Origin of the sequence: Methylobacterium sp. Leaf100 (assembly GCF_001422845.1) — a bacterium.
In the GTDB taxonomy this organism is placed as follows: domain Bacteria; phylum Pseudomonadota; class Alphaproteobacteria; order Rhizobiales; family Beijerinckiaceae; genus Methylobacterium.
The window spans coordinates 39,491-66,305 of record NZ_LMMW01000008.1 but is presented as its reverse complement, the minus strand read 5'-3'; the positions used below and the strand labels follow the sequence as shown (position 1 = coordinate 66,305).

At 70.4% G+C, this 26,815-nt stretch carries 26 protein-coding genes and 2 tRNA genes; 16 read left to right on the top strand and 12 right to left on the bottom strand.

Going from position 1 to position 26,815, the window contains the following annotated elements:
- Positions 1–236 precede the first annotated feature (236 nt).
- From ASF25_RS07035 to ASF25_RS07015, 5 genes are all read right to left on the bottom strand, one after another.
- Positions 237–1,250 carry an HlyD family secretion protein gene (locus ASF25_RS07035; protein WP_056304082.1) on the bottom strand — a complete coding sequence of 338 codons (1,014 nt, stop codon included), beginning with the start codon at positions 1,248–1,250 and terminating at the stop codon, positions 237–239.
- A gap of 2 nt (positions 1,251–1,252) precedes the next feature.
- A complete protein-coding gene (locus tag ASF25_RS07030; RefSeq protein ID WP_056168314.1) occupies positions 1,253–1,447 on the bottom strand; it encodes a DUF1656 domain-containing protein in 195 nt (64 codons plus the stop codon).
- Positions 1,447–3,459: an FUSC family protein gene (locus ASF25_RS07025; RefSeq protein WP_056168311.1), complete on the bottom strand. Its 2,013-nt coding sequence runs from the start codon at positions 3,457–3,459 to the stop codon at positions 1,447–1,449. The genes ASF25_RS07030 and ASF25_RS07025 overlap by 1 nt, the downstream gene beginning before the upstream one ends.
- Positions 3,456–3,872 (bottom strand): DUF4345 domain-containing protein, encoded by a 417-nt coding sequence (locus tag ASF25_RS07020; protein WP_056168308.1) that lies wholly within the window; start codon positions 3,870–3,872, stop codon positions 3,456–3,458. Before ASF25_RS07020 ends, ASF25_RS07025 begins: the two co-directional genes overlap by 4 nt.
- Before the next feature lie 102 nt (positions 3,873–3,974).
- Entirely contained in the window at positions 3,975–4,223 is a 249-nt protein-coding gene (locus ASF25_RS07015) for a hypothetical protein (protein WP_056168306.1), read from the bottom strand.
- Between the two features lie 213 nt (positions 4,224–4,436).
- Here ASF25_RS07015 and ASF25_RS07010 point away from each other — a divergent pair, with 213 nt between their 5' ends.
- Positions 4,437–5,072: a glutathione S-transferase N-terminal domain-containing protein gene (locus ASF25_RS07010; protein WP_056168415.1), complete on the top strand. Its 636-nt coding sequence runs from the start codon at positions 4,437–4,439 to the stop codon at positions 5,070–5,072.
- A gap of 53 nt (positions 5,073–5,125) precedes the next feature.
- On the opposite strand, the gene ASF25_RS07005 is transcribed toward ASF25_RS07010, so the two are convergent.
- The gene (locus ASF25_RS07005) at positions 5,126–5,683 is read right to left on the bottom strand and encodes a DUF2147 domain-containing protein (RefSeq protein ID WP_056168303.1); all 558 of its coding nucleotides are present in this window, start codon (positions 5,681–5,683) and stop codon (positions 5,126–5,128) included.
- 222 nt (positions 5,684–5,905) lie between these two features.
- Between ASF25_RS07005 and ndk the strand changes: the two genes are divergently transcribed.
- Together ndk and ASF25_RS06995 are read left to right on the top strand one after the other, a co-directional pair.
- On the top strand, positions 5,906–6,328 hold the full coding sequence (gene ndk, locus ASF25_RS07000; RefSeq protein ID WP_056168300.1) for a nucleoside-diphosphate kinase: 423 nt from the start codon (positions 5,906–5,908) through the stop codon (positions 6,326–6,328).
- 147 nt (positions 6,329–6,475) lie between these two features.
- Positions 6,476–6,853, top strand: coding sequence for a hypothetical protein (locus tag ASF25_RS06995; RefSeq protein ID WP_056168297.1), 378 nt, complete (start codon positions 6,476–6,478; stop codon positions 6,851–6,853).
- A 52-nt stretch (positions 6,854–6,905) separates the two neighbouring features.
- Here the strand turns inward: ASF25_RS06995 and purN are convergent, their stop codons facing one another.
- Entirely contained in the window at positions 6,906–7,568 is a 663-nt protein-coding gene (purN, locus tag ASF25_RS06990) for a phosphoribosylglycinamide formyltransferase (protein WP_056304080.1), read from the bottom strand.
- A 13-nt stretch (positions 7,569–7,581) separates the two neighbouring features.
- Positions 7,582–8,649, bottom strand: coding sequence for a phosphoribosylformylglycinamidine cyclo-ligase (gene purM / locus ASF25_RS06985; RefSeq protein WP_056168291.1), 1,068 nt, complete (start codon positions 8,647–8,649; stop codon positions 7,582–7,584).
- A gap of 148 nt (positions 8,650–8,797) precedes the next feature.
- On the opposite strand from purM, the gene ASF25_RS06980 reads away from it, so the two are divergent.
- From ASF25_RS06980 to ASF25_RS06955, 6 genes are all read left to right on the top strand, one after another.
- Positions 8,798–9,889 carry an AI-2E family transporter gene (locus ASF25_RS06980; protein WP_056168278.1) on the top strand — a complete coding sequence of 364 codons (1,092 nt, stop codon included), beginning with the start codon at positions 8,798–8,800 and terminating at the stop codon, positions 9,887–9,889.
- A 5-nt stretch (positions 9,890–9,894) separates the two neighbouring features.
- A complete protein-coding gene (locus ASF25_RS06975) occupies positions 9,895–10,608 on the top strand; it encodes a hypothetical protein (RefSeq protein ID WP_056168412.1) in 714 nt (237 codons plus the stop codon).
- Between the two features lie 101 nt (positions 10,609–10,709).
- Positions 10,710–13,106, top strand: a complete 2,397-nt coding sequence (locus ASF25_RS06970; RefSeq protein ID WP_244472933.1) for an RNA degradosome polyphosphate kinase — start codon at positions 10,710–10,712, stop codon at positions 13,104–13,106.
- A gap of 85 nt (positions 13,107–13,191) precedes the next feature.
- Entirely contained in the window at positions 13,192–14,676 is a 1,485-nt protein-coding gene (ppx, locus tag ASF25_RS06965) for an exopolyphosphatase (protein WP_056262729.1), read from the top strand.
- A gap of 17 nt (positions 14,677–14,693) precedes the next feature.
- Positions 14,694–15,716: a zinc-binding dehydrogenase gene (locus ASF25_RS06960; protein ID WP_056262622.1), complete on the top strand. Its 1,023-nt coding sequence runs from the start codon at positions 14,694–14,696 to the stop codon at positions 15,714–15,716.
- A gap of 120 nt (positions 15,717–15,836) precedes the next feature.
- Positions 15,837–16,817 carry a lipid A biosynthesis lauroyl acyltransferase gene (locus ASF25_RS06955; protein WP_056262619.1) on the top strand — a complete coding sequence of 327 codons (981 nt, stop codon included), beginning with the start codon at positions 15,837–15,839 and terminating at the stop codon, positions 16,815–16,817.
- A gap of 115 nt (positions 16,818–16,932) precedes the next feature.
- Here ASF25_RS06955 and ASF25_RS06950 read toward each other — a convergent pair whose 3' ends face one another.
- From ASF25_RS06950 to ASF25_RS06940, 3 genes are all read right to left on the bottom strand, one after another.
- On the bottom strand, positions 16,933–18,207 hold the full coding sequence (locus ASF25_RS06950) for an aminopeptidase (RefSeq protein WP_056304076.1): 1,275 nt from the start codon (positions 18,205–18,207) through the stop codon (positions 16,933–16,935).
- A gap of 62 nt (positions 18,208–18,269) precedes the next feature.
- Positions 18,270–18,563: a DUF2218 domain-containing protein gene (locus ASF25_RS06945; protein ID WP_056168259.1), complete on the bottom strand. Its 294-nt coding sequence runs from the start codon at positions 18,561–18,563 to the stop codon at positions 18,270–18,272.
- Between the two features lie 285 nt (positions 18,564–18,848).
- Positions 18,849–20,324 (bottom strand): FAD-binding oxidoreductase, encoded by a 1,476-nt coding sequence (locus tag ASF25_RS06940; protein ID WP_056304109.1) that lies wholly within the window; start codon positions 20,322–20,324, stop codon positions 18,849–18,851.
- A 205-nt stretch (positions 20,325–20,529) separates the two neighbouring features.
- Between ASF25_RS06940 and ASF25_RS06935 the strand changes: the two genes are divergently transcribed.
- From ASF25_RS06935 to ASF25_RS06915, 5 genes are all read left to right on the top strand, one after another.
- A complete protein-coding gene (locus tag ASF25_RS06935; RefSeq protein ID WP_056304074.1) occupies positions 20,530–21,228 on the top strand; it encodes a fumarylacetoacetate hydrolase family protein in 699 nt (232 codons plus the stop codon).
- Positions 21,229–21,230: 2 nt separating this feature from the next.
- Positions 21,231–21,716: an NUDIX domain-containing protein gene (locus ASF25_RS06930; protein WP_056168254.1), complete on the top strand. Its 486-nt coding sequence runs from the start codon at positions 21,231–21,233 to the stop codon at positions 21,714–21,716.
- Positions 21,717–21,865: 149 nt separating this feature from the next.
- Positions 21,866–21,940, top strand: a tRNA-Gly gene (locus tag ASF25_RS06925).
- A 100-nt stretch (positions 21,941–22,040) separates the two neighbouring features.
- Positions 22,041–22,115: transfer RNA gene (locus ASF25_RS06920), tRNA-Gly, on the top strand.
- Positions 22,116–22,447: 332 nt separating this feature from the next.
- Complete coding sequence (locus ASF25_RS06915) at positions 22,448–23,362, top strand: hypothetical protein (RefSeq protein WP_056304072.1); 915 nt, start codon at positions 22,448–22,450, stop codon at positions 23,360–23,362.
- Between the two features lie 111 nt (positions 23,363–23,473).
- Here the strand turns inward: ASF25_RS06915 and ASF25_RS06910 are convergent, their stop codons facing one another.
- On the bottom strand, positions 23,474–25,807 hold the full coding sequence (locus ASF25_RS06910) for an NADP-dependent malic enzyme (RefSeq protein WP_056168249.1): 2,334 nt from the start codon (positions 25,805–25,807) through the stop codon (positions 23,474–23,476).
- A gap of 84 nt (positions 25,808–25,891) precedes the next feature.
- On the opposite strand from ASF25_RS06910, the gene ASF25_RS06905 reads away from it, so the two are divergent.
- Together ASF25_RS06905 and ASF25_RS06900 are read left to right on the top strand one after the other, a co-directional pair.
- Positions 25,892–26,506, top strand: coding sequence for a CatB-related O-acetyltransferase (locus ASF25_RS06905; RefSeq protein ID WP_056304070.1), 615 nt, complete (start codon positions 25,892–25,894; stop codon positions 26,504–26,506).
- Between the two features lie 48 nt (positions 26,507–26,554).
- Positions 26,555–26,809 carry a DUF3297 family protein gene (locus ASF25_RS06900; protein ID WP_056168242.1) on the top strand — a complete coding sequence of 85 codons (255 nt, stop codon included), beginning with the start codon at positions 26,555–26,557 and terminating at the stop codon, positions 26,807–26,809.
- Positions 26,810–26,815: the final 6 nt, after the last annotated feature.

Genomic DNA, 26,815 nt, shown 5'->3' with positions numbered 1-26,815 from the left:
TCATGCTCGTCTCCCACTCGGGGTTGGCCGCAATCGAACGTCAAACGTCGCTGCTGGTCACCTCGTTGCTTTGTCTGTGCTTGACTGGCGAAGCACAAGGACAGACTGCGACTGCCGGGGGGAAGCGTCAACCCCCTATTTGCCGGCTTGGTCGAAAGTCTCCGGTCGGAGTGAGGGAGCACCGCGAAACGTCCTGAACGATCAACGTCTTGGCGCCCGTCCCCATCCCACCCGCTTCACGGGTTCGGGGTCGGGACCGCCCAGCCCGAGACGCGCTGGCGCAGGGCCGCCCACCAGTTGCGTCCGTGGACGCTCGGCTCCCCCACGGAGACCGTGGCGGTCATGCCGGCCACCAGGGTCACGCCCGCGGGCACGCCCTCGATGCGCACCCGCACGGGCACGCGCTGGGCGAGCCGGACCCAGGTGTAGACGGGATCGACGCTGGGCAGCCCCTGCGTGCTCGGCGCCGCGTTGGCGATGCTGATGCCGAGCGTGATGCTCTCGACCCGGCCGCGGATGATCGGATCGTAACCGAGGAGCTGCGCCGAGACGGTGTCGCCCACATGGATGTGGGCCATCTTCGTCTCCTCGAAGTAGCCGTCGATCCAGAACGAATCGGTGTCGATCACCGCGATGTTGACGGTGCCGGTGGTGGCGTAGTCGCCGACCCGCAGGAGCAGGTTGGTCACCCGGCCGTTCACGGGCGCGCGCACCTCCGTGCGGGTGCGGTTGATCTTGGCCTGGGACAGCTGCGCCTTGGCCGAGGCGAGGGCGGCCTCGGCGATCTTGGCCGTGCCGGCGAATTGCTGCTTCTCCTCGACGGAGGTCGACAGGGTGGTGAGCGCCTCGCGCCGCGCGGCCTGGGTGCGCTTGACCTGGAGGTCGGCCTCGCGGTTGTCCATCTCGGCCTGGGCCGACGCGATGGCGACGTCGAAATCGAACGGATCGATGACGTAGAGCACGTCTCCCTTGCTGACCGCCTGGTTGTCGGTGACGCGCAACTCGACGATCTGGCCCGAGACCTGGGGCGCGACGCTCGCCACCTGCACGCGCACCCGGCCGTCGCGGGTCCACGGCGCGGTGACGTAGAATTGCCAGACCAGGGCCGCCGCCACGAAGGCGCAGGCCAGGATCAGGCCGGTGGCGAACAGGCGCAGGATCCGCCGGGGCCGGCCTACCGTCTTGGGAGTCTTGGCCGGCTGAGCCTTCCGGTCTGCGTCTTGGCGGGCATCTCGGGATTCGTCGGACATCGTCACAGGAACACGATCAGGAGGGCGAGGATGCAGACGTAGAGGCCGGCCTCCGCGAGCGGCGGATTGGCGACGTAGCGGCTGAAGCGGAGACGGTTGAAGGCGACGCGCAGGAGCATCAGGATCGCCAGGGCGCCGGCGGCGTAGGCGACGAAGGGCGAGACGAGAACGCCGCCGAAGTCGAGGTCCGAACGCATCAGGCGCCTTTCAGTCCGAGGCGGCGCAGGAACCGCCCCTGCGTCACGGCGACGTTGGCGATGGTGGCGAGATCGCTCGCCGCCCGGGCGATGGCGAGGCGCGTGGTCCGCGCGGTCCCCCGCCCGGCCGCCAGCAGCGCGTGCGCCGCCGCCTCGATGGCCCGGCGGTCCACGGCCATGATCGCCTGCCGCGCCGCCCCGGCGGCATCCGCGAGGGCGGGGTCGCTCGCGAGACGCCTGAGCTCCGCATGAGCCCGGGCGGCGGCCGCCTCCATCCGGGCGAGATCGAAGGCCCGGTCGAGGCTTGCCGTCCGCACGGCGCCGCTCTTCGAGCTCCATTGCGCGAACTGGAGGAGGCGATCGCTGTTGAGGCTGGTCCGGGTGGTGGCATCGCCGCCCTCGCCGGCCAGGGCATCGACCAGGGCGCGCCGTGCCGAATCGAGGGCGAAGGCCCGGTGCTGGGAGGGCGAGATCGGCAGCACCACCCGCACGGTGACGAACAGGATGAGGGCCGCCATCACCACCAGCAGGGCGTTCGCGAAGAACGTCTGCGGATCGTAGGTCTGCGGGTTCGAGGGCGAGAGCAGGACGGGGAAGAACACCAGCAGGATGAAGCCGACACCGAAGGTCGGCGGATTGAGGCTGAGGAAGCAGGCCACGAACACCACGGGCGCGATGGCGATGGCGAGCAGCGGAAACCCCTGCACCCCGGCGAGCAGCCCGAACAGGACGAGTCCGGCGCACAGGGCGGCCAGCGGCATGCCGATGAGCACGCCCCGGGCGAATGCCTTCGGGTCCGGCGTGATGGAGGAGAGCGCACAGGTGGCGGCCACCTGGACAAGGGCGAAGGAGGTGGCCGGCCAGCCCGCGAAGATGAGAAGGAGGGCCGTCGTCCCGAACGCGATGCCGACCCGCGCGGCCCCGCGCAGGGCCACGGGGAAATCGCGATGGGTCGGCAGGGGCACGTCGCGCAAGGGACGCTTCCCGGTGTCGAGGGCCTCGGCGCCGTCCTGCGCGAAGGCGGCGTTCCGGGCGAAATCGACGGCGCGCTGCAGGGCCAGGACCTCGCCGAGATCGGCCCCGCGCCCGACGGTGTCGGCGAGACCGTCGCGCAGGCGTTCGGCCGCCCGGAGGGCCGCGTCCCGCGCGCCGTCGCGGGTGAGGTCGAGGCACAGGACACGGGCCTCCGCCACGGCGGGGCCGGGCGCGCGGTCGGCGGCGGTCCCGAAGGCACGGGCGGAGGCCGCCATGGCGTAGAGGGCCGCGATGGCGCTGCGGGCCCCCGCGGCCCGGTTGGGGCCGTCGTCGAGTTCGCCCGCGATGGCACTGGCGTCCCCCCGCATGACCGCGATGCGGCGGATGAGGGCGCCGGCGCGCTCCGATCCGGGATCGCCTGCCGTGAAGGTGTCGCGCGCGAAAGCCCGGGTCGCCTCCAGCGCGCCGTCCAGCGGCGTGCGCAGCGTGCGCCACGTGCTGGGGGAGGCGAGGGCATCGTTGATGAAGGTGATGGCGACGATGCCGATGGCGATCGCCGCCACCCGGTCGACGGCGGCCTCGAACACCGCCTGCGGCGCGTCGATATGCGCGATGGCGATGATCGCCACGGTGTAGCCCGACAGCATCGCCCCGTAGGCCCGGGTGTCCTGCAGGAAGTGGGCGGTGAAGACGCACAGCATCAGCCAGGTCGCGAACGACACCAGCAGCAGCACCCGGTCCTGCGCGAACAGGGCGATGAGCACGATGGCCACCACGGCCCCGACGATCGTACCCACGAACCGGTAGAGCGCCTTCGACAGGGCCTGTCCGCGCTTGGGCTGGGCCAGGATCGCCACGCAGACCATGGCCGAGGAGGCTCCCGAGAGCTGGAGCCAGAACGCCGCGTAGAGGGCCAGCACCATGGCGAGCCAGATCCGCAGGGCGAAGGCCCAGGCGGAGGGCGGCGGCACCACTCGGTCGGCGAAGGCGAGGGTGCGGTCGAGGAGGGAGGGCGCGTCCTGCGTCGCTTCGCTCATGGAACGCGTGACGCCGCCGGAACGAGGGCGTCCGCGGATGATCCGGCGACCCGCGCCTGCCACAGGCACAGGAGCGGGGTCACCACGAGCTCCACGGCGAGCGCCGCCATCATGGTCAGGGACGGCAGGCCGGTCAGCGCCAGGCCGAGGAGCCGGGCGAGGCCGCCCAGCGCCACCACCAGGGTGAGAAAGCGGAACAGGCCGGCCTTGGCCTCGATTCCCGGCACGCAGATCCAGAACAGGATGCCGATGCCCATGTGGAGGCCCGACAGGTAGCGGTAATGGCTGTCGGCGGAGACATCGACGAGGCCGCCCCCGCTACTCAGGCCGAACAGGACGCCGTAGAGGCCCGACACGACGGGCACGAGGGCGACCGCCGCCACCACGCGCTGCAACGCCTGCCGTTCCCGCATCGCCCCGTCCCGTCCCGTACAAGCCGCCCGACGGCCAACAGGGCAGACGGGCAAGCGTTCCCGGGTAAGCGCTACGGTGCCCGACGCACCGGTGTTTGTGGATCAGGCCTTCTGTTCCTTGAGGCGCTTCACGCACTTGCTGAAGTACTGCGGCCATTTCGGGCCCTTGGCGGCCTTGTCGGCGACGGAGAGCGCCCGCCATTCCGCACCGCAGGTCTTCTGGCGCGTGCGCGCCGCACTCTGGCTCACGGTCGGCTCCTTGGCGGCCGTGCCTTTCTCCTGGGCGAAGACCGGCTGGGACAGCAGGAGCGGGGCGGCGAGGCAGGCTAGGAGGAGGGAGCGGAACGGCATCGTAACAACTCTCGATTGCGGTGTTGCCCCTATGGGGCGGGCACGGCGCATCACACCCACAACCAGAGCGTTCGGCAAGAGGCTTTTGCGGAGCAATCTCCCCGATGTAAGGCCGGCCCGCGATCCGCCCAGCACCCCGCCCGCAACCATCGGCTGGCGTTGCGGTTTGATCCGGCACAGGAAGCACGACGAACCTTGGCCGGGATGAACCGCATGGCACACGCTCCGGGACGACCCATCGACGTACACACGTGGAGCACGCCCAACGGCTGGAAGATCCCGATCATGCTGGAGGAGTGCGGCCTGCCCTATCGGGTGGTGCCCGTGAACATCGGCCGGGGCGACCAGATGGCGCCGGACTTCCTCGCGCTCTCGCCCAACAACAAGATCCCGGCCATCGTCGACCCCGACGGGCCGGGGGGCGAGCCGATCACAATCTTCGAATCGGGGGCGATCCTACAATACCTCAGCCGAAAGACCGGCTGCTTCCTCCCCGCCGACGAGCGCGCACGGGTGAAGGTCGAGGAGTGGCTGATCTGGCAGGTGGCGGGCTTCGGGCCGATGCTCGGTCAGGCCCATCATTTCCGCATCTACGCGCAGGAGAAGATTCCCTACGCTATCGAGCGCTTCACCACGGAGGCCCAGCGGCTCTATCGCGTCCTCGACCGGCAACTCGACGGCCGGGACTATGTCGCGGGAGACATTTCCATCGCCGACATCGCGATCCTGCCCTGGGCCAAGTACCACGAGAAGCAGGGCGTCGACCTCGCCGCCCTGCCCAATGTCGAGGCCTGGATCGCCCGGATGCTGGCGCGGCCCGCCGTGCAGCGCGGGTTCGCGGCGATCTGAAAGGGGGGGGACCCTCCCTTCCACACAAGGGGGGCAGTGCCCCCTGGGGACCGTTATTCCGCCGGAGCGGCCTTGGCCGCCGGCTTCGGAACCGCCTTCGCGGCGGGCTTCGGCGCCGGGGCGGCGGCCTCGCCGGCCACGTTGGTGGCCTGCTGGTTCACATCTGGCACCCGGGTCCAGGTCTGCGAGCCGCACAGGATCTTCAGGAGGCAGCCCGAGACCGACAGCTCGGAGGCGCTCTCACGCTCCAGGCTCACCTGGTACAGCTTGCCCTCGTCGGCGTTGTAGATCTCGCCGGAGAATTTCGACTCCTCGGGCTTGAGGTTGTCGAGGAGGGTAAGGCCCAAGGCAGGGCGGCTGCGCTTCTTCGGGTCGGGATTCTTGATGTCGGTGCGCGGAGCGCCGTCCTCGGTGGTGGGGGATTTCAGCCAGACCACCTTGCCGCAGATGTTGGCGCCGCCCGGGCCGCACCGGTCGATGCGGACCTTGGCCCGTCCGTCGCCGGTGAGCCAGGTGCCCGACGGGTCCTGGGTGGGAGCGGCGAGGGCCGGCACCACCTGGGCGATGGTGAAGCCGGAAAGAAGGCAGGCGGCAGTCAGGGCGACGCGCATGGGATGGTCTCCGTCGAACGGCGGAAGGGGTCGGTGTCGTTGACACCAGAAAGCCCGCGCAATCGGGCGAATTTCCGGCACTGTTGCGCTCAAGCCATGGCCGAGGGTTTTTCCTCGTGAGGCAAGGGTTTTTACCCTCGGGTTGAGGGGCGGGGGCGCCCCCGCTATAAGCCCGGCGCCGGAGCCTTAAGTTCCGGCCACAGAATCAGAACCGGACGAACCATGGCCACCGAGCGCACCTTCTCCATCCTCAAGCCCGACGCGACGAAGCGGAACCTGACCGGCGCGGTCAATGCCGTGATCGAGAAGGCCGGCCTGCGCATCGTCGGTCAGCGCCGCATCCAGATGAGCCGTGCCCAGGCGGAGAAGTTCTACGAGGTCCACAAGGAGCGCCCGTTCTTCGGCGAGCTCGTCGACTTCATGATCTCCGGCCCCGTGGTCGTGCAGGTGCTCGAGGGCGAGAACGCCATCGCCCGCTACCGTGAGATCATGGGCGCCACGAACCCGGCCAATGCCGACGAGGGCACCATCCGCAAGACCTTCTCCGAGTCGGTGGGCGAGAACACCGTCCACGGGTCCGACAGCGCCGAGAACGCCAAGCTCGAGATCGCGCAGTTCTTCCAGGACTCCGACATCGCCGGCTGAGTGCCTTCGCCGCGCACCGCCGTCCCGAGGGGCGGCGGTGCGCGGCGGTATTTGCCGCCACGCTGTGGCCGCGCTGCCCTTGCGCGGCCACCAGGGCTCCGTGAAACCGGGCTGTTTCCCGAATCGCTTTCACGGACCCCTCACACCATGCGCCTCCTCGCTCCGCGCACCGGCCGGCTTCTGCTCGCCGCAGGCCTCCTCGCTGCGCTCGCCGCCTGCAACGCCAACAAGGCCGGCCCGACGGCCGAGCTCGCCGGCTACACGCCCGATCCGGCCCTCAAGACCGCCACCGCGAGCAACCTCACCGGTCGCGTGCGCCATGCCTGCACGGTGACGCAGGCCCGGCTCCAGAACGTGTCCGAGGTCTCCCTCGCCCGCCCATGCGGCTGCTACGCCCAGCGCACCCTGGCGAGCCTCGACCAGAACGAACTCGTCGCCTATCGCACCACCGGCTACTTCAACGATTCGGCCCGCGCCAAGGCGCTCTCGGCCCTCGACAGCTGCCAGCTGCCGCGCCCGGCCTGATTCGCTGCAGGGCGGACCCGCCTGTGCAGGTCCGTCCCACTGCGGAGCCCGTCTAATCCCGAAGACTGAGCAGGGCGCCGTCCGCCCGGCTCACATCGTCCGAAAAAACCACCCGGTCGCCGTCGAGGCGCGCACGGTCCGAGGCGATGAGCGCCAGGGCCGCCGGATAGAGCCGGTGCTCCTGCACCAGGATGCGGGCGGCCAGCGCGTCGGCATCGTCGCCCGGCAGGACCGGCACGGCGGCCTGGGCGACGATGGGCCCGGCATCGAGCTCCGGCACCACGTAATGCACGGTGCAGCCGTGCAGGCGCACCCCGGCGGCCAACGCCTGTTCGTGCGTGTGCACGCCCTTGAACAGGGGCAGCAGGGAGGGGTGGATGTTGATCATCCGCCCGGCCCAGGCCTCGACGAAGCCGGCGGAGAAGATCCGCATGAAGCCGGCGAGGCACACGAGGTCGATGTCCGCGGTCACGAGTTCGGCGTGCAGCGCCGCGTCGAAGGCCGCGCGGCTCGGATAGGCCTTGTGGTCGATGGCGCGGGTCGCGATGCCGGCCGCCGCCGCCGTGGCGAGGCCCCCGGCCTCGGGCCGGTTGGAGGCCACCAGCACGATCTCGGCGGGAAAATCCGGCGCCGCGGCCGCCGCGATGAGCGCGGCCATGTTCGAGCCGCGTCCCGAGATCAGGATCGCGACCCGGGTTTTTTTCGGAGGCATCATCAGCGCGGCACCGTCAAAACGTGAGCCGGCCTTCGAAGGTCACGGGCTCGGGACCCCGCGTCGTGATCCGGCCGAGCCGCACGGGCGAGGCACCGCCGAGATCCAGCGCCTTCGACACCGCGCCGACGCTGTCGGGCGAGACCACCACCACCATGCCGATGCCGCAGTTGAAGGTGCGCAGCATCTCGGATTCGGCGACCTCGCCGATCTCGGCGAGCCAGCCGAACACCGGAGGGGGCATGATCGCGTCGAGGTCGATGGCGATGCCGACCCCGTCGGGCAGCACGCGCGGCAGGTTGTCGGGAAAGCCCCCGCCGGTGATGTGGGCCAGCGCCTTGATCCCGTCCGTGGATTTCAGGGCGGCGAGCAGAGGCTTCACGTAGATGCGGGTCGGCTCGAGGAGGGCTTCACCGAGGGTGCGGATCGGCTCGAACGGCGCCGGGTCGTCGTAGGACAGGCCGCTCTTCTCGACGATGCGGCGCACCAGGGAGAAGCCGTTGGAATGGACCCCGGAGGAGGGCAGGCCCAGCACCACGTCGCCGGGCACGATGTTGCCGCGCGGCAGCAGGGTGCCGCGCTCGGCCGCCCCCACGCTGAAGCCGGCGAGATCGTAGTCGGCGCCGTCGTAGAGGCCCGGCATCTCGGCGGTCTCGCCGCCGATGAGGGCGCAGCCGGCGAGGCGGCATCCCGCCGCGATCCCGCGCACGATGTCGGTCCCGACGCCGGGCACGAGTTTGGCGGTGGCGAAATAGTCGAGGAAGAACAGCGGCTCGGCGCCCTGGACGATGATGTCGTTGACGCACATGGCGACGAGATCGATGCCGATGGTGTCGTGGCGGTTGGTCTCGATGGCGATCTTCACCTTGGTGCCGACGCCGTCGTTGGCTGCCACCAGGATCGGATCGCGGAACCCCGCCGCCTTGAGGTCGAACAGGCCGCCGAACCCGCCGATCTCGGCATCCGCCCCCGGCCGGCGGGTGGCGCGCACCAGCGGCTTGATCGTCTCGACCATGGCGTTGCCCGCATCGATGTCGACGCCGGCCTCCGCGTAGGTCATTCCGTGTTTGGGCTCGCCGGTCATCCGCGCCGCTCTCTTCCGATCCGCTCTTTCGCGACCTCTAACCATTCCCGCGCGCCTTCGCGAGTCTTCTGCGGCATACCTTGACCGCACCCCACCGGCTTCCCACTCTCGTGAGCGCACGGGCGGCGTGCGGGACGGAGGACGGCCGATGCGCGGCAGGGCGGTGATCGGGTGTCTGGCACTCGGCGGAGCTGTCCTGCTCCTCTATCTCCTGGCCGACGTGATGCTGCCCTTCGTGGCCGGCCTCGCGCTGGCCTACCTCCTCGATCCCATCGCCGACCGCCTCGAACGTCTCGGCCTCGGGCGGCTCACGGCCTCGCTCCTGATCCTGGCGATGTTCGTGGTCGCCCTCGTGGTGGCGCTCCTCATCGTCGTCCCGCTCGCCGCCAACCAGATCGCCGCGTTGGTCGCGACCCTGCCCGGCATGGTCGCGCGGCTGCAGGGAATCCTGACGGAGAGGGCTGGCCCGCTGCTGCAGCGCATGGGCGGCGCGGATGTCCTGACCGACCTGCAATCCTCCGTCGGCACCCTGGTGGGGCAGGGCGGGACGTGGTTCCTCGCCTTCCTGAAATCCCTGTGGTCGGGCAGTCAGGCGCTGATCTCCATCGCCTCGCTCCTCGTGGTGACGCCCGTGGTGGCGTTCTACCTGCTCGTCGACTGGGACCGGATGATCGCGGCCCTCGACGGCTGGGTGCCGCCGCGCCACCGCGCCGTGGTGCGCCGCCTCGGCCGCGAGATCGACGGGGCCGTCACCGGCTTCGTGCGCGGCCAGACCCTGGTCTGTCTGATCCTCGGCACCTTCTACGCCGTCGGGCTGTTCGTGGTCGGGCTGAACTTCGGCGTGCTCATCGGCCTCATCGCGGGCTTCCTCACCTTCATTCCGTATGTGGGGACGCTCACCGGCTTCCTGCTCTCCGTCGGCGTCGCCCTGGCGCAGTTCTGGCCCGATTCCGACTGGCTCCATATCGGGCTCACCGTCGGGGTGTTCGCGGTGGGCCAGTTCCTGGAGGGGAACATCATCTCGCCGAAACTCGTCGGCGAATCGGTGGGCCTCCACCCGGTCTGGCTGATGTTCGCGCTCCTGGCCTTCGGCTCGCTGTTCGGCTTCCTCGGCCTTCTGCTCGCCGTGCCCGTGGCCGCCTCCATCGGCGTGGTGGTGCGCTTCGCCCTGAGCCGTTACCTGCAGAGTCCGCTCTATCACGCGGGCTCCCCGGTGCTGCTCCCCAACCGTGAGACCTGATGGCCATCCGCGAGAATGCGCCCCCCAAGCAACTTGCGTTCGACCTGCCCGCCGACCCCCGCTACGGGCGCGAGGACTTTCTGGTCGGTCCCGCCAACGAGGCGGCCTACGGCCTCGTGGAAGCCTGGCCGAACTGGCCCGACACGGTCTGCGTCCTCACCGGCCCGCCCGGCAGCGGCAAGAGCCACCTCGCCTCGATCTGGGCGACGCGGGCCCATGCCTGGACCGCCTCCGTCGCCGAGGTCCAGGCCGCACGGGTGCCGCACCTCGTCTCCAACGGCGCCCTCGTCATCGAGGACATCGACCGGCCCGAGGGTCGCGACGAGGCGGCCCTGTTCCATCTCCTCAACCTCGCGCGGGAGCATGGCAGCCCCGTCCTCGTCACGGCGGCGCAAGCCGTGGAGGCCATGGGCCTCGCGACGGCGGATCTGCGCTCCCGCCTCCGCTTGGCGCCCGGCGCCACCATCCTCGCTCCCGACGATGCGCTCCTGCGCGCCGTCCTCGTCAAGCTGTTCGTGGATCGCCAACTCGTGGTCGATCTCGCCGTGGTCGAGGCCTTGGCCCTGCGCATCGACCGCTCGTTCGGCCTCGCCCGACAGGTGGTGAGCGAACTCGACCGCGACGCCCTCGGGCGCGGCCGGCGCATCACCCGGCCCCTGGCGCTGGCCGTGCTCGCCCGCCTCGGCCTCGATGCCACCGACGACGAGGCCGACGATTAGAGGCTGCGGACCGGAAACTGTCATCGAACCGTCAAGAACCGCGCCTTCCCGCATGCTAGGAAGCCGCCCCTCAGCTTTCAGGAGACAGACACTTGGCGGACATGGAATCGGACGCGACCGCACCGGAGACCGGACCCGCCGAGGCCGAGACCACACGTGCGGTGGCCCGTCCCCGGGCCACACGGTCCGCGCCGAAACGCGTCGCTCAGGAAAAGCCCGCGACCGGTGCGGACGGGCCCGCGGCCCTTGCGGCGGAGGCCGGGCCGGACGTCGATCTGCCCCTGGTGGAGGCGCCCCTGCCCGAGCCGGCACCCGACTTGCCCGCCGCCGCCGACGTCCGCGGCACCGTGCGCGAGGCCGGCCTCGCGCTGCGCCACTCGCCCGAGCGCTTCGTCAACCGCGAGCTGTCCTGGCTCCAGTTCAACCGAAGGGTTCTGGAGGAGGCCTCGAACCCCAACCACCCGCTGCTCGAACAGCTGCGCTTCCTCTCGATCTCGGCCAACAACCTCGACGAGTTCTTCATGGTGCGCGTCGCCGGCCTGCACGATCAGGTCCGCGCCGGCCTCGTCGCGCCTTCGCAGGACGGCCTGAGCCCGGCCGAGCAGCTCGCGCGCGTCGGTTCGGACGTGTCGCGCCTGGCGCTCGACCAGCAGCAGCGCTGGCGCGAGTTGCGCGGTGAACTCCTCGGCGTCGGCATCGAGCTCGTCGAGCCCGCCGGCCTCACGCCGGAGCACAAGGCCTGGCTGGAAGAGTATTTCCTCAGCCACGTCTTCCCGGTGCTGACGCCGCTCGCCATCGATCCGGCCCATCCGTTCCCGTTCATCCCGAACCTCGGGTCGACCGTCGCCCTGATGCTCATGCGTCCGCGGGACGGGCGGGTGCTGCGCGCCCTCATCCGCCTGCCGGCCCTGGTCGACCGCTTCGTGCGCCTGCCCGACGCGGACGGGGACGCCACGGCGCGGTTCATCGCCATCGAGCAGGTCATCGTCCTGTTCACCGGACGCCTGTTCCCGGGCTACTCCCTGCGCGGCCACGGGGCGTTCCGGGTGATCCGCGATTCCGATCTCGAGATCGAGGAGGAGGCCGAGGACCTCGTCCTGCATTTCGAGACGGCCCTGAAGCAGCGCCGCCGCGGCATCGTCATCCGCCTCGAGGTCGAGGCCGGCATGTCGGAGGATCTGCGCGCCTTCGTCGCCGACGAACTCGAGATCGGCCCCGATGCGGTCTTCATGGTCGAGGGCATGCTGGCGCTCAACGAACTGTCGCAGATCGTCGGGATCGACCGGCCGGAGCTCAAGTTCAAGGCCTACAATCCGCGCTTCCCCGAGCGCATCCGCGAGAGCGGCGGCGACGTGTTCGCGGCCATCCGGCAGAAGGACTTCACCGTCCACCACCCCTACGAGTCGTTCGACGCGGTGGTGCAGTTCCTGGCGCAAGCCGCCCGCGACCCCAACGTGGTCGCGATCAAGCAGACCCTCTACCGCACCTCCTCGAACTCGCCCATCGTGGCGGCCCTGGCGGAAGCCGCCGAACTCGGCAAGTCGGTCACCGCCCTCGTCGAGCTCAAGGCCCGCTTCGACGAGGAGGCGAACATCCGCTGGGCGCGCAACCTCGAAAAGGCGGGCGCGCAGGTGGTGTTCGGCTTCGTCGAACTGAAAACCCACGCCAAGCTGTCGATGGTGGTCCGGCGCGAGGGCGACAAGCTCGTGAGCTACTGCCACGTCGGCACCGGCAACTATCACCCGATCACGGCGCGCATCTACACCGACCTGTCGTTCTTCACCGCCGATCCGGTGGTGGCCCGCGACGTGTCGCGCATCTTCAACTACATCACCGGCTACGCCGAGCCCGCGGGCCTCGAGCGCATGGCGGTCTCACCCCTGACCCTGAAGCCCCGCCTCCTCGAGAACATCGAGCAGGAGATCGCCCACGCCAAGGCCGGGCGCCCGGCGGCGATCTGGATCAAGTGCAACTCCCTGGTCGATCAGCAGATCATCGACGCCCTGTACGACGCCAGCGCGGCGGGGGTGCAGATCGATTGCGTGGTCCGCGGCATCTGCTGCCTCCGGCCGGGCATCCCCGGCCTGTCGGAGACCATCCGGGTGAAATCCATCGTCGGGCGCTTCCTGGAGCACGGGCGCATCTACTGCTTCGGCAACGGCGTCGGGCTGCCTCACCCCAAGGCGACGGTGTACATCTCCTCGGCCGATCTCATGAGCCGCAACCTCGATCGCCGGGTCGAGGCGCTCCTGCCCATCACCAATCCCACGGTGCATCAGCAGGTGCTCGATCAGATCATGCTGGCTAACCTCCTCGACAACCGCCAGAGCTGGCGTGTACTGGCGTCTGGCGCGAGTGAGCGGATCCAGCCGGCCGAGGGCGAGGAACCGTTCAACGCCCATAAATATTTCATGACGAATCCGAGCCTGTCCGGGCGCGGCAAATCGTCGAAGAAATCGAGCCCGCGCGCCCTGAGCCGCCGTGCCCAGCGCGCCTGAGCGCCTTGCCGAAGGAACATGCATGGGCCTCCACCATGCCGGCCCACCCCGCGGCGAGTCCGGGGCCGACGCGTCGCCGGCCTCGATGCGCCGCGAGCCCGTGGCCATCATCGACATCGGCTCGAACTCCGTGCGGCTCGTCGCCTATGACGGGCTGACGCGGGCGCCGACGCCCCTCTACAACGAGAAGGTCCTGTGCGGGCTCGGCCGCAACGTGCTCACCACCGGTCGCCTCAACGAGGAGGCCGTCCGGCGTGCCCTGATCGCCCTCGCCCGATTCCGGGTGCTGTGCGAGACCATGCGGGTCGCCCGGGTCTTCGTGCTCGCCACGGCCGCCGCCCGGGACGCGCAGAACGGCGCCGAGTTCCTCGCGGCCGCGCAGGCCGCCTGCGGCCACCCCATCGAGCTCCTGTCGGGGCGGCGCGAGGCCGAGCTGTCGGCCCTGGGCGTCGTATCGAGCTTCCACGCGCCGGACGGCGTGGTCGGCGATCTCGGCGGCGGTTCCCTCGAACTCGTGGACGTGCGCGGCGCCACCGTGGGCACGGGCGTGACCATGCCGCTCGGCGGACTGGCCCTTCAGGACCTCTCGGGCAATTCGCCCAAGAAGGCCATCAAGATCGTGCGCGAGCACCTGAAGAAGGCCGCCCCCCAACTCGAGACCCTGCGCGGACGCAGCTTCTACGCCGTCGGCGGCACCTGGCGGGCCCTGGCCCGCCTGCATCAGGCCGCGCGGGGCTACCCGCTCCACGTCATGCACGGCTACAGCGTCGAGCCCTCGGACGAACTCAACTTCCTCGAAGTGGTGGAGCGCACGGACGCGGCCCTGCTGCAGGACGTCGAGAGCGTCTCCGAGGCCCGCCGGCCACTGCTCGCCTACGGGGCGGTGGTGCTGGAGGAAATCCTCCGGGTCGGGCGCCCGCGCGAACTCGCGGTCTCGGCCGCGGGCGTGCGCGAGGGCCTGCTCTACGAGCAGCTCGACCGGGACGCGCGGCTGGCCGATCCGCTCCTGGTGGCGGCCGCCGAACTCAATGCCCTGCGGGCCCGCTCGCCGGGGCATGCCACGGATCTCATCGCCTGGACCGACCGCTTCATCGCCTCCCTCGACGCGCCCGAGACGGCGGACGAGCGCCGTCTGCGGCACGCCGCCTGCCTGCTCTCGGATATCGGCTGGCGGGCGCACCCGGACTATCGCGGCGAGCAGAGCGTCAACGTGATCACCCACGCGGCCTTCGTCGGCATCGACCATCCCGGTCGGGCCTATCTGGCGCTCGCCGTATACTTCCGCCACGAGGGCGTCGCGCCGGAAAAGGCGAGCCCGATGCTGCGCAACCTCGCCGGGGCCCGCCTGTTCGACCGGGCCCGCCTGCTCGGCGCCCTCCTGCGCCTCGCCTTCCCGCTGACGGCCGGAATGACGGGCAGCCTCGGCAATCTTCCCGTCGCCGTCGTGGAGGGGCGCGTCACCCTGACCATGCCGCCCGATTGCGAGACCCTGGCGGGTGACCGCATCCTCAACCGCGTCCGCGGCGTCGGCCGCGTCATCGGCCTCGACGGCCGCATCGTGATCGCCTGAGTCCGGATCGAGACCCCATGCAAGCCCTCCAGCTCTTCGGCGACCGCGACCTGCGCGTGAGCGAGATCGAGGCCCCGGCTCTCCCCGGCCCCGGCGAGGTCCGGATCCGCGTCCGGGCGGTCGGCCTCAATTTCATCGACGTGTGGGGCTTTCGCGGCATGGCCTTCGCCAAGCGCAAGCTGCCCCTCACCGTGGGCGCCGAAGCTTCGGGCGAGATCGCCTGCGTCGGCGAGGGCGTCGAGGGCCTGGCCGAGGGCGACCGCGTGGCCCTCTACGGCGCCCAGACCTGCGGCCAGTGCAAGGCCTGCCGGGAGGGCCGCGACAATCTCTGCGAGAACGTCGCCGGCGTGATGGGCTTCCACATCGATGGGTTCGCCCGCGAGTTCGTGACCATGCCGGCCCGTCTCGTGGTCCGGGTGCCGGACGGGGTCGGCTTCACCGATGCCGCCTGTGCGCCCATCGCCTTCGGCACCGTGCAGCACATGCTGTTCGACAACGCGAAGCTGGAGCCCGGCGAAAGCATCCTGGTCCATGCCGGCGGCTCCGGCATCGGCACGGCGGCGATCAAGATGGCTAAGGCCATCGGCTGCACGGTGTTCACCACGGTCGGCGACGACGCCAAGGGGGACAAGGCCAAGGCGCTCGGCGCCGACCACGTCATCAACTACCGCGACGAACGCTTCGAGGGCGAGGTCCGCCGGCTGACGAAGCGCAAGGGCGTCGACGTGGTGTTCGAGCATGTCGGGCCCGACACCTGGAACGGCTCGCTCCTGTGCCTCAAGCGCGGCGGGCGCCTCGTCACCTGCGGGTCGACCTCGGGCGTCTCCACCACCATGAACCTGATGCAGCTGTTCCAGCAGCAATACCGCATCACCGGCTCGTTCGGCTGCTCCATGGCCAACATCCGCCAGTCGCTCGCCAAGATGGCCGAGGGCCTCACCCCCGTGGTGGATACGATCCTGCCGCTCGCCGATTTCGCCCAGGGGCTGGAGCGCCTCGAATCCCGCAAGGTGTTCGGCAAGATTCTCGTCACCCTGTGACGGAGCGTCTCGCCGGGGCCGCCCGGCCGTTGGACGCAGACCGGGTGCACCCCCGCGAGAAAATGATCTAAGCGGGGAGGGTGAGCGTCGCCGTGAGCGCTCGTCCGCACGGAAATCGCCTTGCTCCGCCTCGCTCTGGTCCTGAAACGCCACCTGCCGCGCCTTGCCGGGCTGGCGATGATCCCCCTGATCCGGACCCTGTTCTGGCTGGCGCGCCGGCTCGGCACCGACCGGGCGAGCCGGATCGGCGGGCGCTTGGTCCGGACCGTCGGCCCGTTCCTGCCGGCCCATCGGACCGCCATGGCCAACCTCGCGGCCGCGTTCCCCGACCTCGATCCGGCCGCCCGGCGGGCGCTGGCGGCGGAGGCTTGGGACAATCTCGGCCGAACGGGCGCCGAATACGCCCACCTCCACACCCTGTTCGATGCCGACGACACCGATCCGTCGAGCCAGCGCATGCAGGTCTCGGGCGAGGGCCATTTCGCGGACCTGCGCGACGACGGGAAGCCGGGGCTGATCTTCTCGGCGCACCTCGCCAACTGGGAATTGCCGGCGATCTGCGCGGCCCGCTACGGCCTCGACGCCACGGCGATCTTCCGGCCGCCCAACGACGCGGCCTCCGCGCGGCTCGTGCAGGAGGTGCGCCGCCAGACCATGGGGGGCCTGGCGGCGGCCGGGCAGGGCGCCGTCTTCGCCATGCAGGGCGTGGTGGAGCGCGGCGGACACCTCGGCCAGCTCATCGACCAGCATTTCACCCGGGGCGTCGTGGTCGAGTTCTTCGGCCGCCCCGTCCTCGTCAACCCCCTGCTCGGCAAGCTCGCCCGACACTACGAATGCCCGGTCCACGGCGTGCGCGTGGTGCGGCGGGAGGGCGCGCGCTTCGCCCTCGAACTCACCCCACCCCTCGACCTGCCGCGCGACGCCAAGGGCGAGATCGACGTCCAGGGCGCCATGCAGGCCATGACCCGGGTGGTCGAGGACTGGATCCGCGAGAATCCCGGACAATGGCTCTGGATGCACCGGCGCTGGCGCCCGGCCATGCTGCCGAAGCCGAAGGCGCCGGCGACATCCGCCACCGAGGCGGCTGCGCCCGCCACCTGATCCGGGTTCGAAGGGCCAAAGCCCTTCGCGGGTCCAGGGCAGCGCCCTGGGTTCTTCGTCGGGCTCCGCCCGACACCCGCCGAAGGGCTGGCCCTTCGGAATCCCGGAGCTGCGCTCAGTCGATCCACTCGCCGGCGCGCATCACCGGGATCGCCCGGCCCTCCGCCGTGAGGCCATCGACGTCGACTGCGGCCGAACCGATCATCCAGTCGATGTGGATCAGGCTGCGGTTGGCCCCGCGCGCCACCAGATCCGCCTCGCTGAAATCCGCGCCGCCGTTGAGGAAGCACTTGCTGTAGGCTTGGCCGAGCGCGATGTGGCTCGCGGCATTCTCGTCGTAGAGGGTGTTGTAGAACAGCAGCCCCGAGGCCGAGATCGCCGAGGAGGCCGGCACCAGGGCGACCTCGCCGAGTTGGCGCGCACCCGCGTCGGTCTCCAGGACCTTGGCGAGCACCGCGCCACCCGTGCGCGCCTCGGCCTCGACGATGCGGCCCGCCTCGAACCGCACCCGGATGCCGTCGATGAGGGTGCCCTGATAGGACAGGGGCTTGGTGCTCGTGACGAACCCGTCGACCCGATCCTTGTGGGGTGTGGTGAACACCTCCTCGGTGGGGATGTTGGCGTTGCAGGTGATGCCGCTGCGCGAGACCGAGGCGCCGCCGCACCATTCGTGGTCGTCGGCGAGCCCCACCGTGAGGTCCGTGCCCGGACCCTGGAAGCGCAGGGCCGCGAAGCGATGGGCGTTGAGGGTGCCCATGCGGGCGTGGAGCGCGGCGTTGTGCGCCTCCCAGGCGCCGATGGGGTCCGGCCCGTCGACCCGCGAGGCTGCGAAGATCGCGTCCCACAGGCGGGCCACGGCTGCGTCCTCGGGGAGATCGGGGAACACCGTGCGGGCCCACGGCACGGTGGCGGCCGAGACGATGGTCCAGTTCGTGGCGAAGTTGGCGATGAGTTCGAGGGCCGGCACGTAGGCCTGCGAGCGGGCGCGGTTGGCGCGCGACACCCGCGCCGTGTCCTGGCCGGCGAGCAGCGCGGGGTCGTCACCCGCCACGGCGAGGCGCGCGGCGCCGTTGCGGTAGGCTTCCGCCATGCCGGAATAGAGCCATCCGGCGGCCGTGTCGAAGGCCTCCTCCGGGGCGTAGGCGAAGCGCGCCAGGGTGGCGGCGTCGTCGGAGTAGAACGTGGTGACCAGGGAGGCGCCGGCCTTGTACGCCTCGACCGTGATCGCCCGCACGAGGGCGACGGTCTCCAGGGGCGCCGTGATCACGAGTTCCTGGCCGGTCCGCAGCCCGAGGCCGACCTTGACGGCCACTTCCGCGAGGCGTTCCAGGCGTGTGGCATGGGCGGATGGAGCCGAGCCCGCTCCGCCGGCCTGACCGTGCGTATCCATCCCTTGATCTCCCTCGAACCTGCTGTGAGCGTTCGCTCAAGATCAGGTCCCGGGAGATCAGGTCAAGCGGCGCGCGACCAAGTGATCTCGCCGAGGTTCTCGCGGAAGGCAAAGCGCAGGAGGTGATCGGAGACCACGTTCTCGAGGCGGGTCAGGGCCGCGGGATCGGGCGTCGCCACCCGCATCAGGAGGGCGTCGGCCTCGGCCTCGAAGGTGCAGACCCGATCCTCGCCGAACGGCACGCGGCCGGCGTCATCGGTGGCCTCGACGGGGAACTTGTGGCTCCAGTGCCGGCAGAGCTGCTTCAGGTAGCGGCTCGCCTCGGCCGTGGGGACTCTCGCCTGAGAGGTCGGCATCGTCGGATCTCCATCGCTGCCCCAGAGGGGCGGGGTCGCGCCACGGCGCAATCGAATCTTCGGGGCGGAATCTTCGGACCGATTGAAGGGGGTGACGGTTAAGGCGGGGTAACCTGCCGCACCGCACTGTCCGAAAAACCGCCGTCTCCTCACATCCTTGGGGCCATTGACGCCGATTCTATGGCGCGGCGCGAAACGCAGTCTGAACGGGATTGGTGCGTTGCACAATGACAATCCGGCAATGCGCGTTCGGGTTCCGGCAAAAGAGCGCGTGGACTCCCCGGCTCAGAGGAGGGCGGCCGGCCCGGTGCCCCCGGGCTCCGCGTGCGCGCCCGGTGGAGCCTGCTCCGGGACCACCTTGCCGGGGTTCAGGATTCCGTGCGGATCGAGGGCCGTCTTGAGGCGGCGCATGAGGTCGAGGGCGACGGGGTCGCCGTAGCGGGCGAGTTCGTCGCGCTTGATCAGACCGACGCCGTGTTCGGCGGCGATGGAACCGCCGAGGCTCTCCACCACGTCGTGGACGATGCGGTTGAAGCGCCCCCATTGGTCGAGGAACGCCGCCCGGTCCATGCCGATGGGCTGGCTCAGGTTGAAGTGGATGTTGCCGTCGCCGAAATGGCCGAAGGCGCAGACGCGCAGGCCCGGCATCGCCGCTTCGCAGGCCCGGGTTGCCCGATCGAGGAACGCGGGAAGCGCCGTCAGCGGTACCGAGACGTCGTGCTTGATCGAGCCGCCCTCGCGCCGCTGCACCTCCGACAGGTTCTCGCGCAGGGTCCACAGGGCCTGGTTCTGGGCCTCGCTGGCGCCCAGGGTCGCATCCTCCACGAGGCCGGCCTCGATGGCCTCGCCGAGCGCCATTTCGAGGGCTTCCGTGGCCGGCGCGTCGGGCCGGGTCGAGGAGAATTCGATGAGCGCGTAGGTGCCGTGCCGGCCCGCCAGGGGGGGCGTCGCGCCCGGCGTATGGCGCAGGACGATCTCCAGCCCGAAGGGCGGGATCACCTCGAAGGCGGTGAGGTCGCGCCCCGCCCGGGTGCGCAGGTGGGCGAACAGGGCGAGCGCGGCGGCCGGATCGGCGAGGCCGACGAAACCGACGCCCCGGCTCACGGGCTTGGGAAACAGCTTCAGGACGGCGGCGGTGATGATGCCCAGCGTCCCCTCCGAGCCGACGAAGAGGTGCTTCAGGTCGTAGCCGGCGTTGTCCTTCCGCAAACCCTTGAGTCCGTTCCAGATCCGGCCGTCCGCCAGCACCACTTCGAGCCCGAGGACGAGGTCGCGGGCGTTGCCGTAGGCCAGCACCGCCGTGCCGCCGGCGTTGGTCGAGAGATTGCCGCCGATGCGGCACGAGCCCTCCGAGGCCAGCGACAGGGGGAACAGCATTCCGGCCGCCTCCGCCGCCGCCTGGACGTCCGCCAGGGTGACGCCGGCCTCGACGGTGATGGTGGCGTTGGTGGGATCGACGGACCGCACCCGGGCGAGGCGGGCCAGCGACAGGACGATCCCGCCCTGGGGCACGCCGCCGCCGACGAGGCCGGTGTTGCCGCCCTGAGCCACCACGGGCACTCCGGCGGCGGCGCACCGCTCCACCACGAAGGCCGCCTCGGCCGCGTCGGCTGGGCGCGCCACCGCGAGGGCTCGGCCGCGGTGCAGCCCGCGCGTCTCGACGAGGTAGGGCTCGAGATCCTCGGATGCAGTGATCACGTGCGCCGCGCCGAGACGGCCGGTCAGGGCGGCCAGCAAGTCGCGGCTCAGGACGTCCTGAATGGGCGAGTTTTGGGCGGGCGAGTTTTGGGCGGGCAAGTCGGGAGAAGGAGGCACGGGAGGATCTCGCGGGGCGATCGTCGAAGGCGCGCGTCGCCGGGATGGCGTGGCCGGGATGGCGTGGCCGGGCGCTCCCCCTATGATAGGGGGCGCGCGGCCTCTGTGCAGGGCGGGGGGCCGCGCGTCCGATCCCCGGGAGACCTCAACGATGCTGTCCGTGATCCCCAACCCGCCGCGTATCGCGCTGCCCATCGTCGGCAGCGCGGACCTGTTTCCCGTCCGGCGCGTCTACTGCGTCGGGCGCAACTATGCGGCCCATGCCCTTGAGATGGGCAAGGACCCCGAGCGCGAGCCGCCGTTCTTCTTCATGAAGCCCGCCGACGCCCTGCAGATCGTCGCCGGCCCGCACGCGGCGGAGCACCCCTATCCGCCCCGCACGGAGAATTATCATTTCGAAGTCGAGATGGTGGTGGCCCTGTCCACCGGGGGCGCCGACATCGCCGTCGCATCCGCCCTCGACCACGTCTACGGCTACGCGGTCGGGCTCGACATGACCCGGCGCGATGTCCAGGACGAGGCCAAGCGTCTCGCGCGGCCATGGGACCTCGCCAAGGCGGCCGATGCCTCCGGGCCCATCGGCCCGCTCCATCCCGTCTCGGCCATCGGGCATCCGGACCACGGCGCCATCACCCTCGACGTCGACGGCACCGAGCGCCAGCGCGGCGACCTGTCGGAGATGCTGTGGTCCGTCTCGGAGCAGATCGCCTACCTGTCGGCCTACTTCACCCTGCAGCCGGGCGACCTCATCTTCACCGGGACGCCCTCCGGCGTCGGGGCGGTGACGCGGGGCCAGACCCTGCGCGCGGCCATCGACGGCCTCGGTGCGATCGAACTGCGCGTGGTGTGAGGATGCCCTCGACGCTGGGGCTTCTGGACCGGCCGCTGCTGCGCCGCCTGTTCCATCTGGGCGCCCTGGCCACGCGCGGGATGACGCTCGGGGTACGCGGCGCGGCCATCGACGGGCAGGGCCGCGTCTGCCTCGTACGCCACACCTATGTGGCCGGGTGGCACCTGCCGGGCGGCGGGGTCGAGGTGGGGGAGAATGCTGTCGCGGCGATGATCCGCGAGTTCCGTGAGGAGGCCGGGATCGTCGTCGATCCGGGGGAGACCCTTCGGCTGCACGGGTTCTACCACCACGCGACGGGAGCGGGCCGCGATCACGTCGCCCTCTACCTCGCCCCGGCCTTCACCGTGCCGGCCGCCAAGCGTCCCGATCGGGAGATCGCCGAAAGTGGGTTCTTCCGCCTCGATGCGCTCCCCGAGGCGACGACGTCCGCCACCCGCGCGCGCCTGCGCGAGATCCGTGAAGGCCTGCCGCCGGCGGCGCAGTGGTGAGGTGCGATCGCCCCGGGGCCCGCTGAATTCCACGAAACGCGCCGGCTACGGGAATCGGCCGGACGGCCCTTGCAACGCTCGGCGGAATGGTGTTTAGAGACGCCGTCCGGGGCCGCCGGCGGTTCTTTCCACCAGCGGCGCGGTTGTGAGCGGGTGTAGCTCAGGGGTAGAGCACAACCTTGCCAAGGTTGGGGTCGAGGGTTCGAATCCCTTCGCCCGCTCCAATTCGACCGAGACGACGCGACGCCGCGGCCCACCCAGGCCTGGTGGCTTCGTGAAGAAGACGATCCCGATCGCCAGCCCCGTGCCGGCATCGTGGCGTGAGCGGGTGTAGCTCAGGGGTAGAGCACAACCTTGCCAAGGTTGGGGTCGAGGGTTCGAATCCCTTCGCCCGCTCCAATTTATCAAAATGTCTGCGCAGTCAGGACGGTCCTTCGGGGCCGTTTTTGCGTTTCAGGGCCATGGCTGCGACTCGCCGGTCGCCCCGCCCCGCCCCGCCCGAAGGCTCGATCCCGACGGCAACGGCGAAGCACCGCGAACAATTCTCGGAACCGCACGTTGGGACCGGCGATGACCTGTGATGGCGTGTCGGCGGGCAGGATGTGCCCGCTCGCGTGCAATCCGGTTCATCGCCTCCATCCCTCGGCCGCCGGGTCGAGCCGACATCTCACCGCGCACCACCCCGGCCGTTCCAATCCGAATCGCCGTCTTCAGATCCTCGGGAGTTCATCTTGGCCGTTACACCCACACGCACGCCCATCGCATCGTCAGCCGCCATCGAGCCGCGCAGCCCGCTCCTGCTGCATCAGGTCTCGTGGGGCGCGATCTTCGCCGGCGCGGTCATCGCCCTCGTGGCACAGATGATCCTCAACATGGTCGGCCTCGGCATCGGCCTCGCGACCCTGAACCCCACGGGCAACGACACGCCCACCGCCGCCAGCCTGTCGACGGGCGCCGGGATCTGGTGGGTCGCCTCGGGCATCGTCGCCTCGCTCATCGGCGGCTTCCTCGCCGGACGCCTGTCGGGCAAGCCCTCGGCCGGCACCAGCGGCTACCACGGCCTCGTGTCGTGGGCGGTGACCACCCTGGTCATCGTCTACCTGCTCACGTCGGCGGTCGGCGGCCTCATCGGCGGCGCGTTCGGCGGCCTCACCAGCGTCCTCGGCGGCGCGGGTTCGGCCATTGGCGGTGCCACCCAGACGGCGGCCCAGGCTGCGGCCCCCTCGCTCGCCAAGCTGACCAACCCCCTCGACGGCATCGAGAACAAGGTCCGTCAGACCTCGGGTGGCCAGGACCCCGCCGCCCTGCGCGACACCGCCGCCCAGGCCGTGCGGGCTTACCTCTCGGGTGATGCGGCCCAGCAGGCCGAGGCCGAGGCCCGCGCCACCGATGCCCTCGCCAAGGCGCAGGGCATCTCGCCCGACGAGGCCAAGGCTCAGGTCCAGAACTACCGCAAGCAGTACGAGCAGGCCGCAGCGGACGCCAAGCAGAAGGCCGCCGCCGCCGCCGAGGCGACCCGCAGCGCTGCGACGCAGGGTGCGCTCTACGCGTCCCTGGCCCTGGTTCTCGGTGCCCTCGCGGCCTTCCTGGGTGGCCGCTTCGGCGCCGTCGATCCGGCCTTGGCGTACGGCACCCGTCGCGACTGATCCGAACCGCCCGCCGGCTCCCGGCCGGCGGGACGGTGCCGAACATGGAAAAGGCCCCCGGATCGCTCCGGGGGCCTTTTCGCGTTTCGGTCCGATGGATGGGAGAGGCGACTATTCGGCGGTCGGCGCCGCGCCCTTTTCGGCGAGAGCCGTGATCGCGGCGACATCGCCGGCCTGGGCCTCGACCACGGCGGCGGCGGTGATGTTGACGATGCCGCGGGCCGTCACCGAGGGCGAGAGAATGTGGGCGGGCTTGGCCGGGCCGATGAGGAGCGGCCCGACCGGAAGGGCGTCGGCGAGCACCTTGGCGAACTGGAACGCGATGTTGGCCGCGTCGAGGTTGGGCAGGATCAGCACGTTGGCCGCACCCTTGAGGTACGAATCCGGCATCACCCGGTCGCGGATGAGTTCCGAGAGGGCGGTGTCGGCCTGCATCTCGCCGTCCACCTGCAGGGCGGGTTCCCGGGACCGGATCAGGCCGAGGGCCGAGCGCATCTTCAGGGACGAGCGCGAATCCGATTGTCCGAAATCCGAGTGGCTGAGCAGGGCGATCTTCGGGGTGAGGCCGAAGCGGCGCACGTGCTCGGCGCAGGCCACCGCCACGTCGGCGATCTCCTCGGCACTCGGATCCTGGCGCACATGGGTGTCGGCGAGGAAGTAGGCACCCTTCTTCGTGACGATGAGGCTCATGGCGGCGAAATCGAGGACGCCCGGCGCCATGCCGATGACGTCGCGGATCACCCGCAGCCGCGTCTCGAACCGGCCCTCCAGGCCGCAGATCAGCGCGTCGGCCTCGCCCCGGCGTACGGCGATGGCGCCGATCACCGTGTTGTTGGTGCGCACCAGGGTGCGGGCGGCGTCCGGCGTGATGCCGCGCCGGCCGGCGACTTCGAGATAGGTGGCGACGTAGTCGCGGTAGCGCGGATCGTCCTCGGGATCGATGAGGTCGAAATGCTCGCCCTGGCGCAGCGTCAGGCCGAAGCGCTTGATCCGGGTCTCGATCACGCGCGGGCGCCCGACCAGGATGGGCCGCGCCACCCCGTCCTCGACGATGGCCTGGGCGGCGCGCAGGACGCGCTCGTCCTCGCCCTCGGCGTAGATGACGCGCTTGGGGTTCTCCTTCGCCTTCGTGAAGATCGGCTTCATGATGAAGCCCGAGCGGTGGACGAAGCGGTCGAGGCTGTCGGCGTAGGCCTGGAGATTCTCCAGCGGCCGGCCGGCGACGCCGGATTCCATCGCCGCCTGCGCGACCGCGGGAGCGATGCGCAGGATCAGGCGCGGGTCGAACGGGCTCGGGATGAGCGAGTGCCGGCCGAAGGGGCGGGCCTCGCCGCCATACGCGCGGGCGACCACGTCGGAGGGGGTCTCGCGGGCGAGCGCCGCGATGGCCTTCACGGCGGCCTTCTTCATCTCCTCGTTGATCGAGGTGGCGCCGACATCGAGGGCGCCGCGGAAGATGTAGGGGAAGCACAGGACGTTGTTGACCTGGTTCGGGAAGTCCGAACGCCCGGTGCAGATCATCGCGTCGGGGCGCTTCTCCTGCGCGAGATCGGGCATGATCTCCGGATAGGGGTTGGCCAGCGCCATGATCAGGGGCTTCTCGGCCATCTTCTCGAGGTATTCGGGCTTCAGCACCCCGCCGGCCGAGAGGCCGATGAACACGTCCGCCCCGGGGATCACTTCGGCCAGCGTCCGGGCCTCGGTCTCCTGCGCGTAGATGTCCTTCCACCGGTCCATCAACTCGGGGCGGCCCTTGTAGACCACGCCCTTGATGTCCGTGACGGTGATGTTCTGGACCTTCGCGCCGAGGGACACGAGGAGGTTGAGGCAGGCGAGGGCCGCCGCCCCCGCGCCCGAGGTGACGATGCGGACATCGCCGAGCTGCTTGCCGGACAGTTCGAGGGCGTTGAGGACGGCGGCCGCCACGATGATCGCGGTGCCGTGCTGGTCGTCGTGGAAGACCGGGATGTTCATCCGGGCGCGACAGCGCTCCTCGACCTCGAAGCACTCGGGGGCCTTGATGTCCTCGAGGTTGATGCCGCCGAAGGTCGGCTCCAGGGCGCAGACCACGTCGACGAGCTTGTCGACGTCGTTCTGGTCGACCTCGATGTCGAACACGTCGATGCCGGCGAACTTCTTGAACAGGACCGCCTTGCCTTCCATCACGGGCTTCGAGGCCAGCGGACCGATGTTGCCGAGGCCCAACACCGCCGTGCCGTTGGTGAGAACGGCGACGAGGTTCTGGCGGATGGTGAGGGTGGCGGCCTCCTGCGGATCGGCCGCGATGGCCTCGCAGGCGGCGGCGACGCCGGGGGAATAGGCGAGCGCCAGGTCGCGCTGGTTGCCGAGCGGCTTGGTGGCCTGGATCTCGAGCTTTCCGGGACGCGGCAGGCGGTGGTAGACGAGCGCTCCGGACTTGAGATCGTCGGACATGTTGTCGCCCATGAGCCTCACTCCCAGGAACCTGCGCCGTGCGCGTTGTGGAGCACCGTTCCGGTCGGGTCCGGGGTGCTTCGGTTGAGGACCCTGTTGCACCGCCTGCGGAGTGGGCGCAACCCGAACAACGAGACCCGGATTCACCTCGCCCGCCTCGCCGCGCGCTACGGTTTCTCCATCGGCGCCTACTCTTACGGGCGCCCGAAGGTCCGGTTTCCCGAATCGGGGCGGAGCCTGACGATCGGCCGGTTTTGTTCCATCGCCGACAAGGTCGAGATCCTGCTCGGCGGGGGGCATCGCCTCGACTGGGTCTCGACCTACCCGTTCGCCGCCCTGCCGGGCCTGTGGCCGGGCCTCGACGCGCCGGGCGATTACCATGTCTCGCGCGGCGACGTCGTGATCGGCTCGGATGTGTGGCTCGGCTCGGGCTGCCTCGTCCTGTCGGGCGTCACCATCGGCCACGGCGCCGTGGTGGCGGCCCACGCCGTGGTGAGCCGGGACGTGCCGCCCTACGCGGTGGTCGCCGGCAACCCGGCCCGGGTGGTGCGCCACCGCTTCGATCCCGCCACCGTCGCGGCGCTCCTCGAGACCGCGTGGTGGGACCTGCCGCACGCGGCGGTGGCGGGCCTCGTGCCGCTGCTCCAGAGCGGGCGCACGGACGACCTCATCGCGGCGGCCAAAGCCCTGAACGTTGCGGGCCGCGCCTGAATCCCTTACCCGCTTCTCCTCGAAACCGATCGACAAGGCCGCCCGACGATGTCCGACACGCCCCCCGACCGCCTCGCCGTGAACCCCAACAGCCCGTTCTACGACGAGAAGATCCTCGAGCGCGGCATCGGCATCCGCTTCAAGGGCGTCGAGAAGACCAACGTCGAGGAATACTGCGTCAGCGAGGGCTGGGTCCGCCTCTCGGCCGGCAAGACCCTCGACCGGGCCGGCAACCCGATGACGGTGAAGCTGAAGGGCGCGGTCGAGCCGTATTTTCGCGATGATGCGGTGGTCGAGGGCTGAGGGCGT

Coding starts and splice junctions, on each gene's coding strand:
- ASF25_RS07035 (WP_056304082.1), bottom strand. CDS start 1,250: ATGTCCGACGAATCCCGAGATGCCCGCCAAGACGCAGACCGGAAGGCT.
- ASF25_RS07030 (WP_056168314.1), bottom strand. CDS start 1,447: ATGCGTTCGGACCTCGACTTCGGCGGCGTTCTCGTCTCGCCCTTCGTC.
- ASF25_RS07025 (WP_056168311.1), bottom strand. CDS start 3,459: ATGAGCGAAGCGACGCAGGACGCGCCCTCCCTCCTCGACCGCACCCTC.
- ASF25_RS07020 (WP_056168308.1), bottom strand. CDS start 3,872: ATGCGGGAACGGCAGGCGTTGCAGCGCGTGGTGGCGGCGGTCGCCCTC.
- ASF25_RS07015 (WP_056168306.1), bottom strand. CDS start 4,223: ATGCCGTTCCGCTCCCTCCTCCTAGCCTGCCTCGCCGCCCCGCTCCTG.
- ASF25_RS07010 (WP_056168415.1), top strand. CDS start 4,437: ATGGCACACGCTCCGGGACGACCCATCGACGTACACACGTGGAGCACG.
- ASF25_RS07005 (WP_056168303.1), bottom strand. CDS start 5,683: ATGCGCGTCGCCCTGACTGCCGCCTGCCTTCTTTCCGGCTTCACCATC.
- ndk (WP_056168300.1), top strand. CDS start 5,906: ATGGCCACCGAGCGCACCTTCTCCATCCTCAAGCCCGACGCGACGAAG.
- ASF25_RS06995 (WP_056168297.1), top strand. CDS start 6,476: ATGCGCCTCCTCGCTCCGCGCACCGGCCGGCTTCTGCTCGCCGCAGGC.
- purN (WP_056304080.1), bottom strand. CDS start 7,568: ATGATGCCTCCGAAAAAAACCCGGGTCGCGATCCTGATCTCGGGACGC.
- purM (WP_056168291.1), bottom strand. CDS start 8,649: ATGACCGGCGAGCCCAAACACGGAATGACCTACGCGGAGGCCGGCGTC.
- ASF25_RS06980 (WP_056168278.1), top strand. CDS start 8,798: ATGCGCGGCAGGGCGGTGATCGGGTGTCTGGCACTCGGCGGAGCTGTC.
- ASF25_RS06970 (WP_244472933.1), top strand. CDS start 10,710: ATGGAATCGGACGCGACCGCACCGGAGACCGGACCCGCCGAGGCCGAG.
- ppx (WP_056262729.1), top strand. CDS start 13,192: ATGCGCCGCGAGCCCGTGGCCATCATCGACATCGGCTCGAACTCCGTG.
- ASF25_RS06960 (WP_056262622.1), top strand. CDS start 14,694: ATGCAAGCCCTCCAGCTCTTCGGCGACCGCGACCTGCGCGTGAGCGAG.
- ASF25_RS06950 (WP_056304076.1), bottom strand. CDS start 18,207: ATGGATACGCACGGTCAGGCCGGCGGAGCGGGCTCGGCTCCATCCGCC.
- ASF25_RS06945 (WP_056168259.1), bottom strand. CDS start 18,563: ATGCCGACCTCTCAGGCGAGAGTCCCCACGGCCGAGGCGAGCCGCTAC.
- ASF25_RS06935 (WP_056304074.1), top strand. CDS start 20,530: ATGCTGTCCGTGATCCCCAACCCGCCGCGTATCGCGCTGCCCATCGTC.
- ASF25_RS06930 (WP_056168254.1), top strand. CDS start 21,231: ATGCCCTCGACGCTGGGGCTTCTGGACCGGCCGCTGCTGCGCCGCCTG.
- ASF25_RS06910 (WP_056168249.1), bottom strand. CDS start 25,807: ATGGGCGACAACATGTCCGACGATCTCAAGTCCGGAGCGCTCGTCTAC.
- ASF25_RS06900 (WP_056168242.1), top strand. CDS start 26,555: ATGTCCGACACGCCCCCCGACCGCCTCGCCGTGAACCCCAACAGCCCG.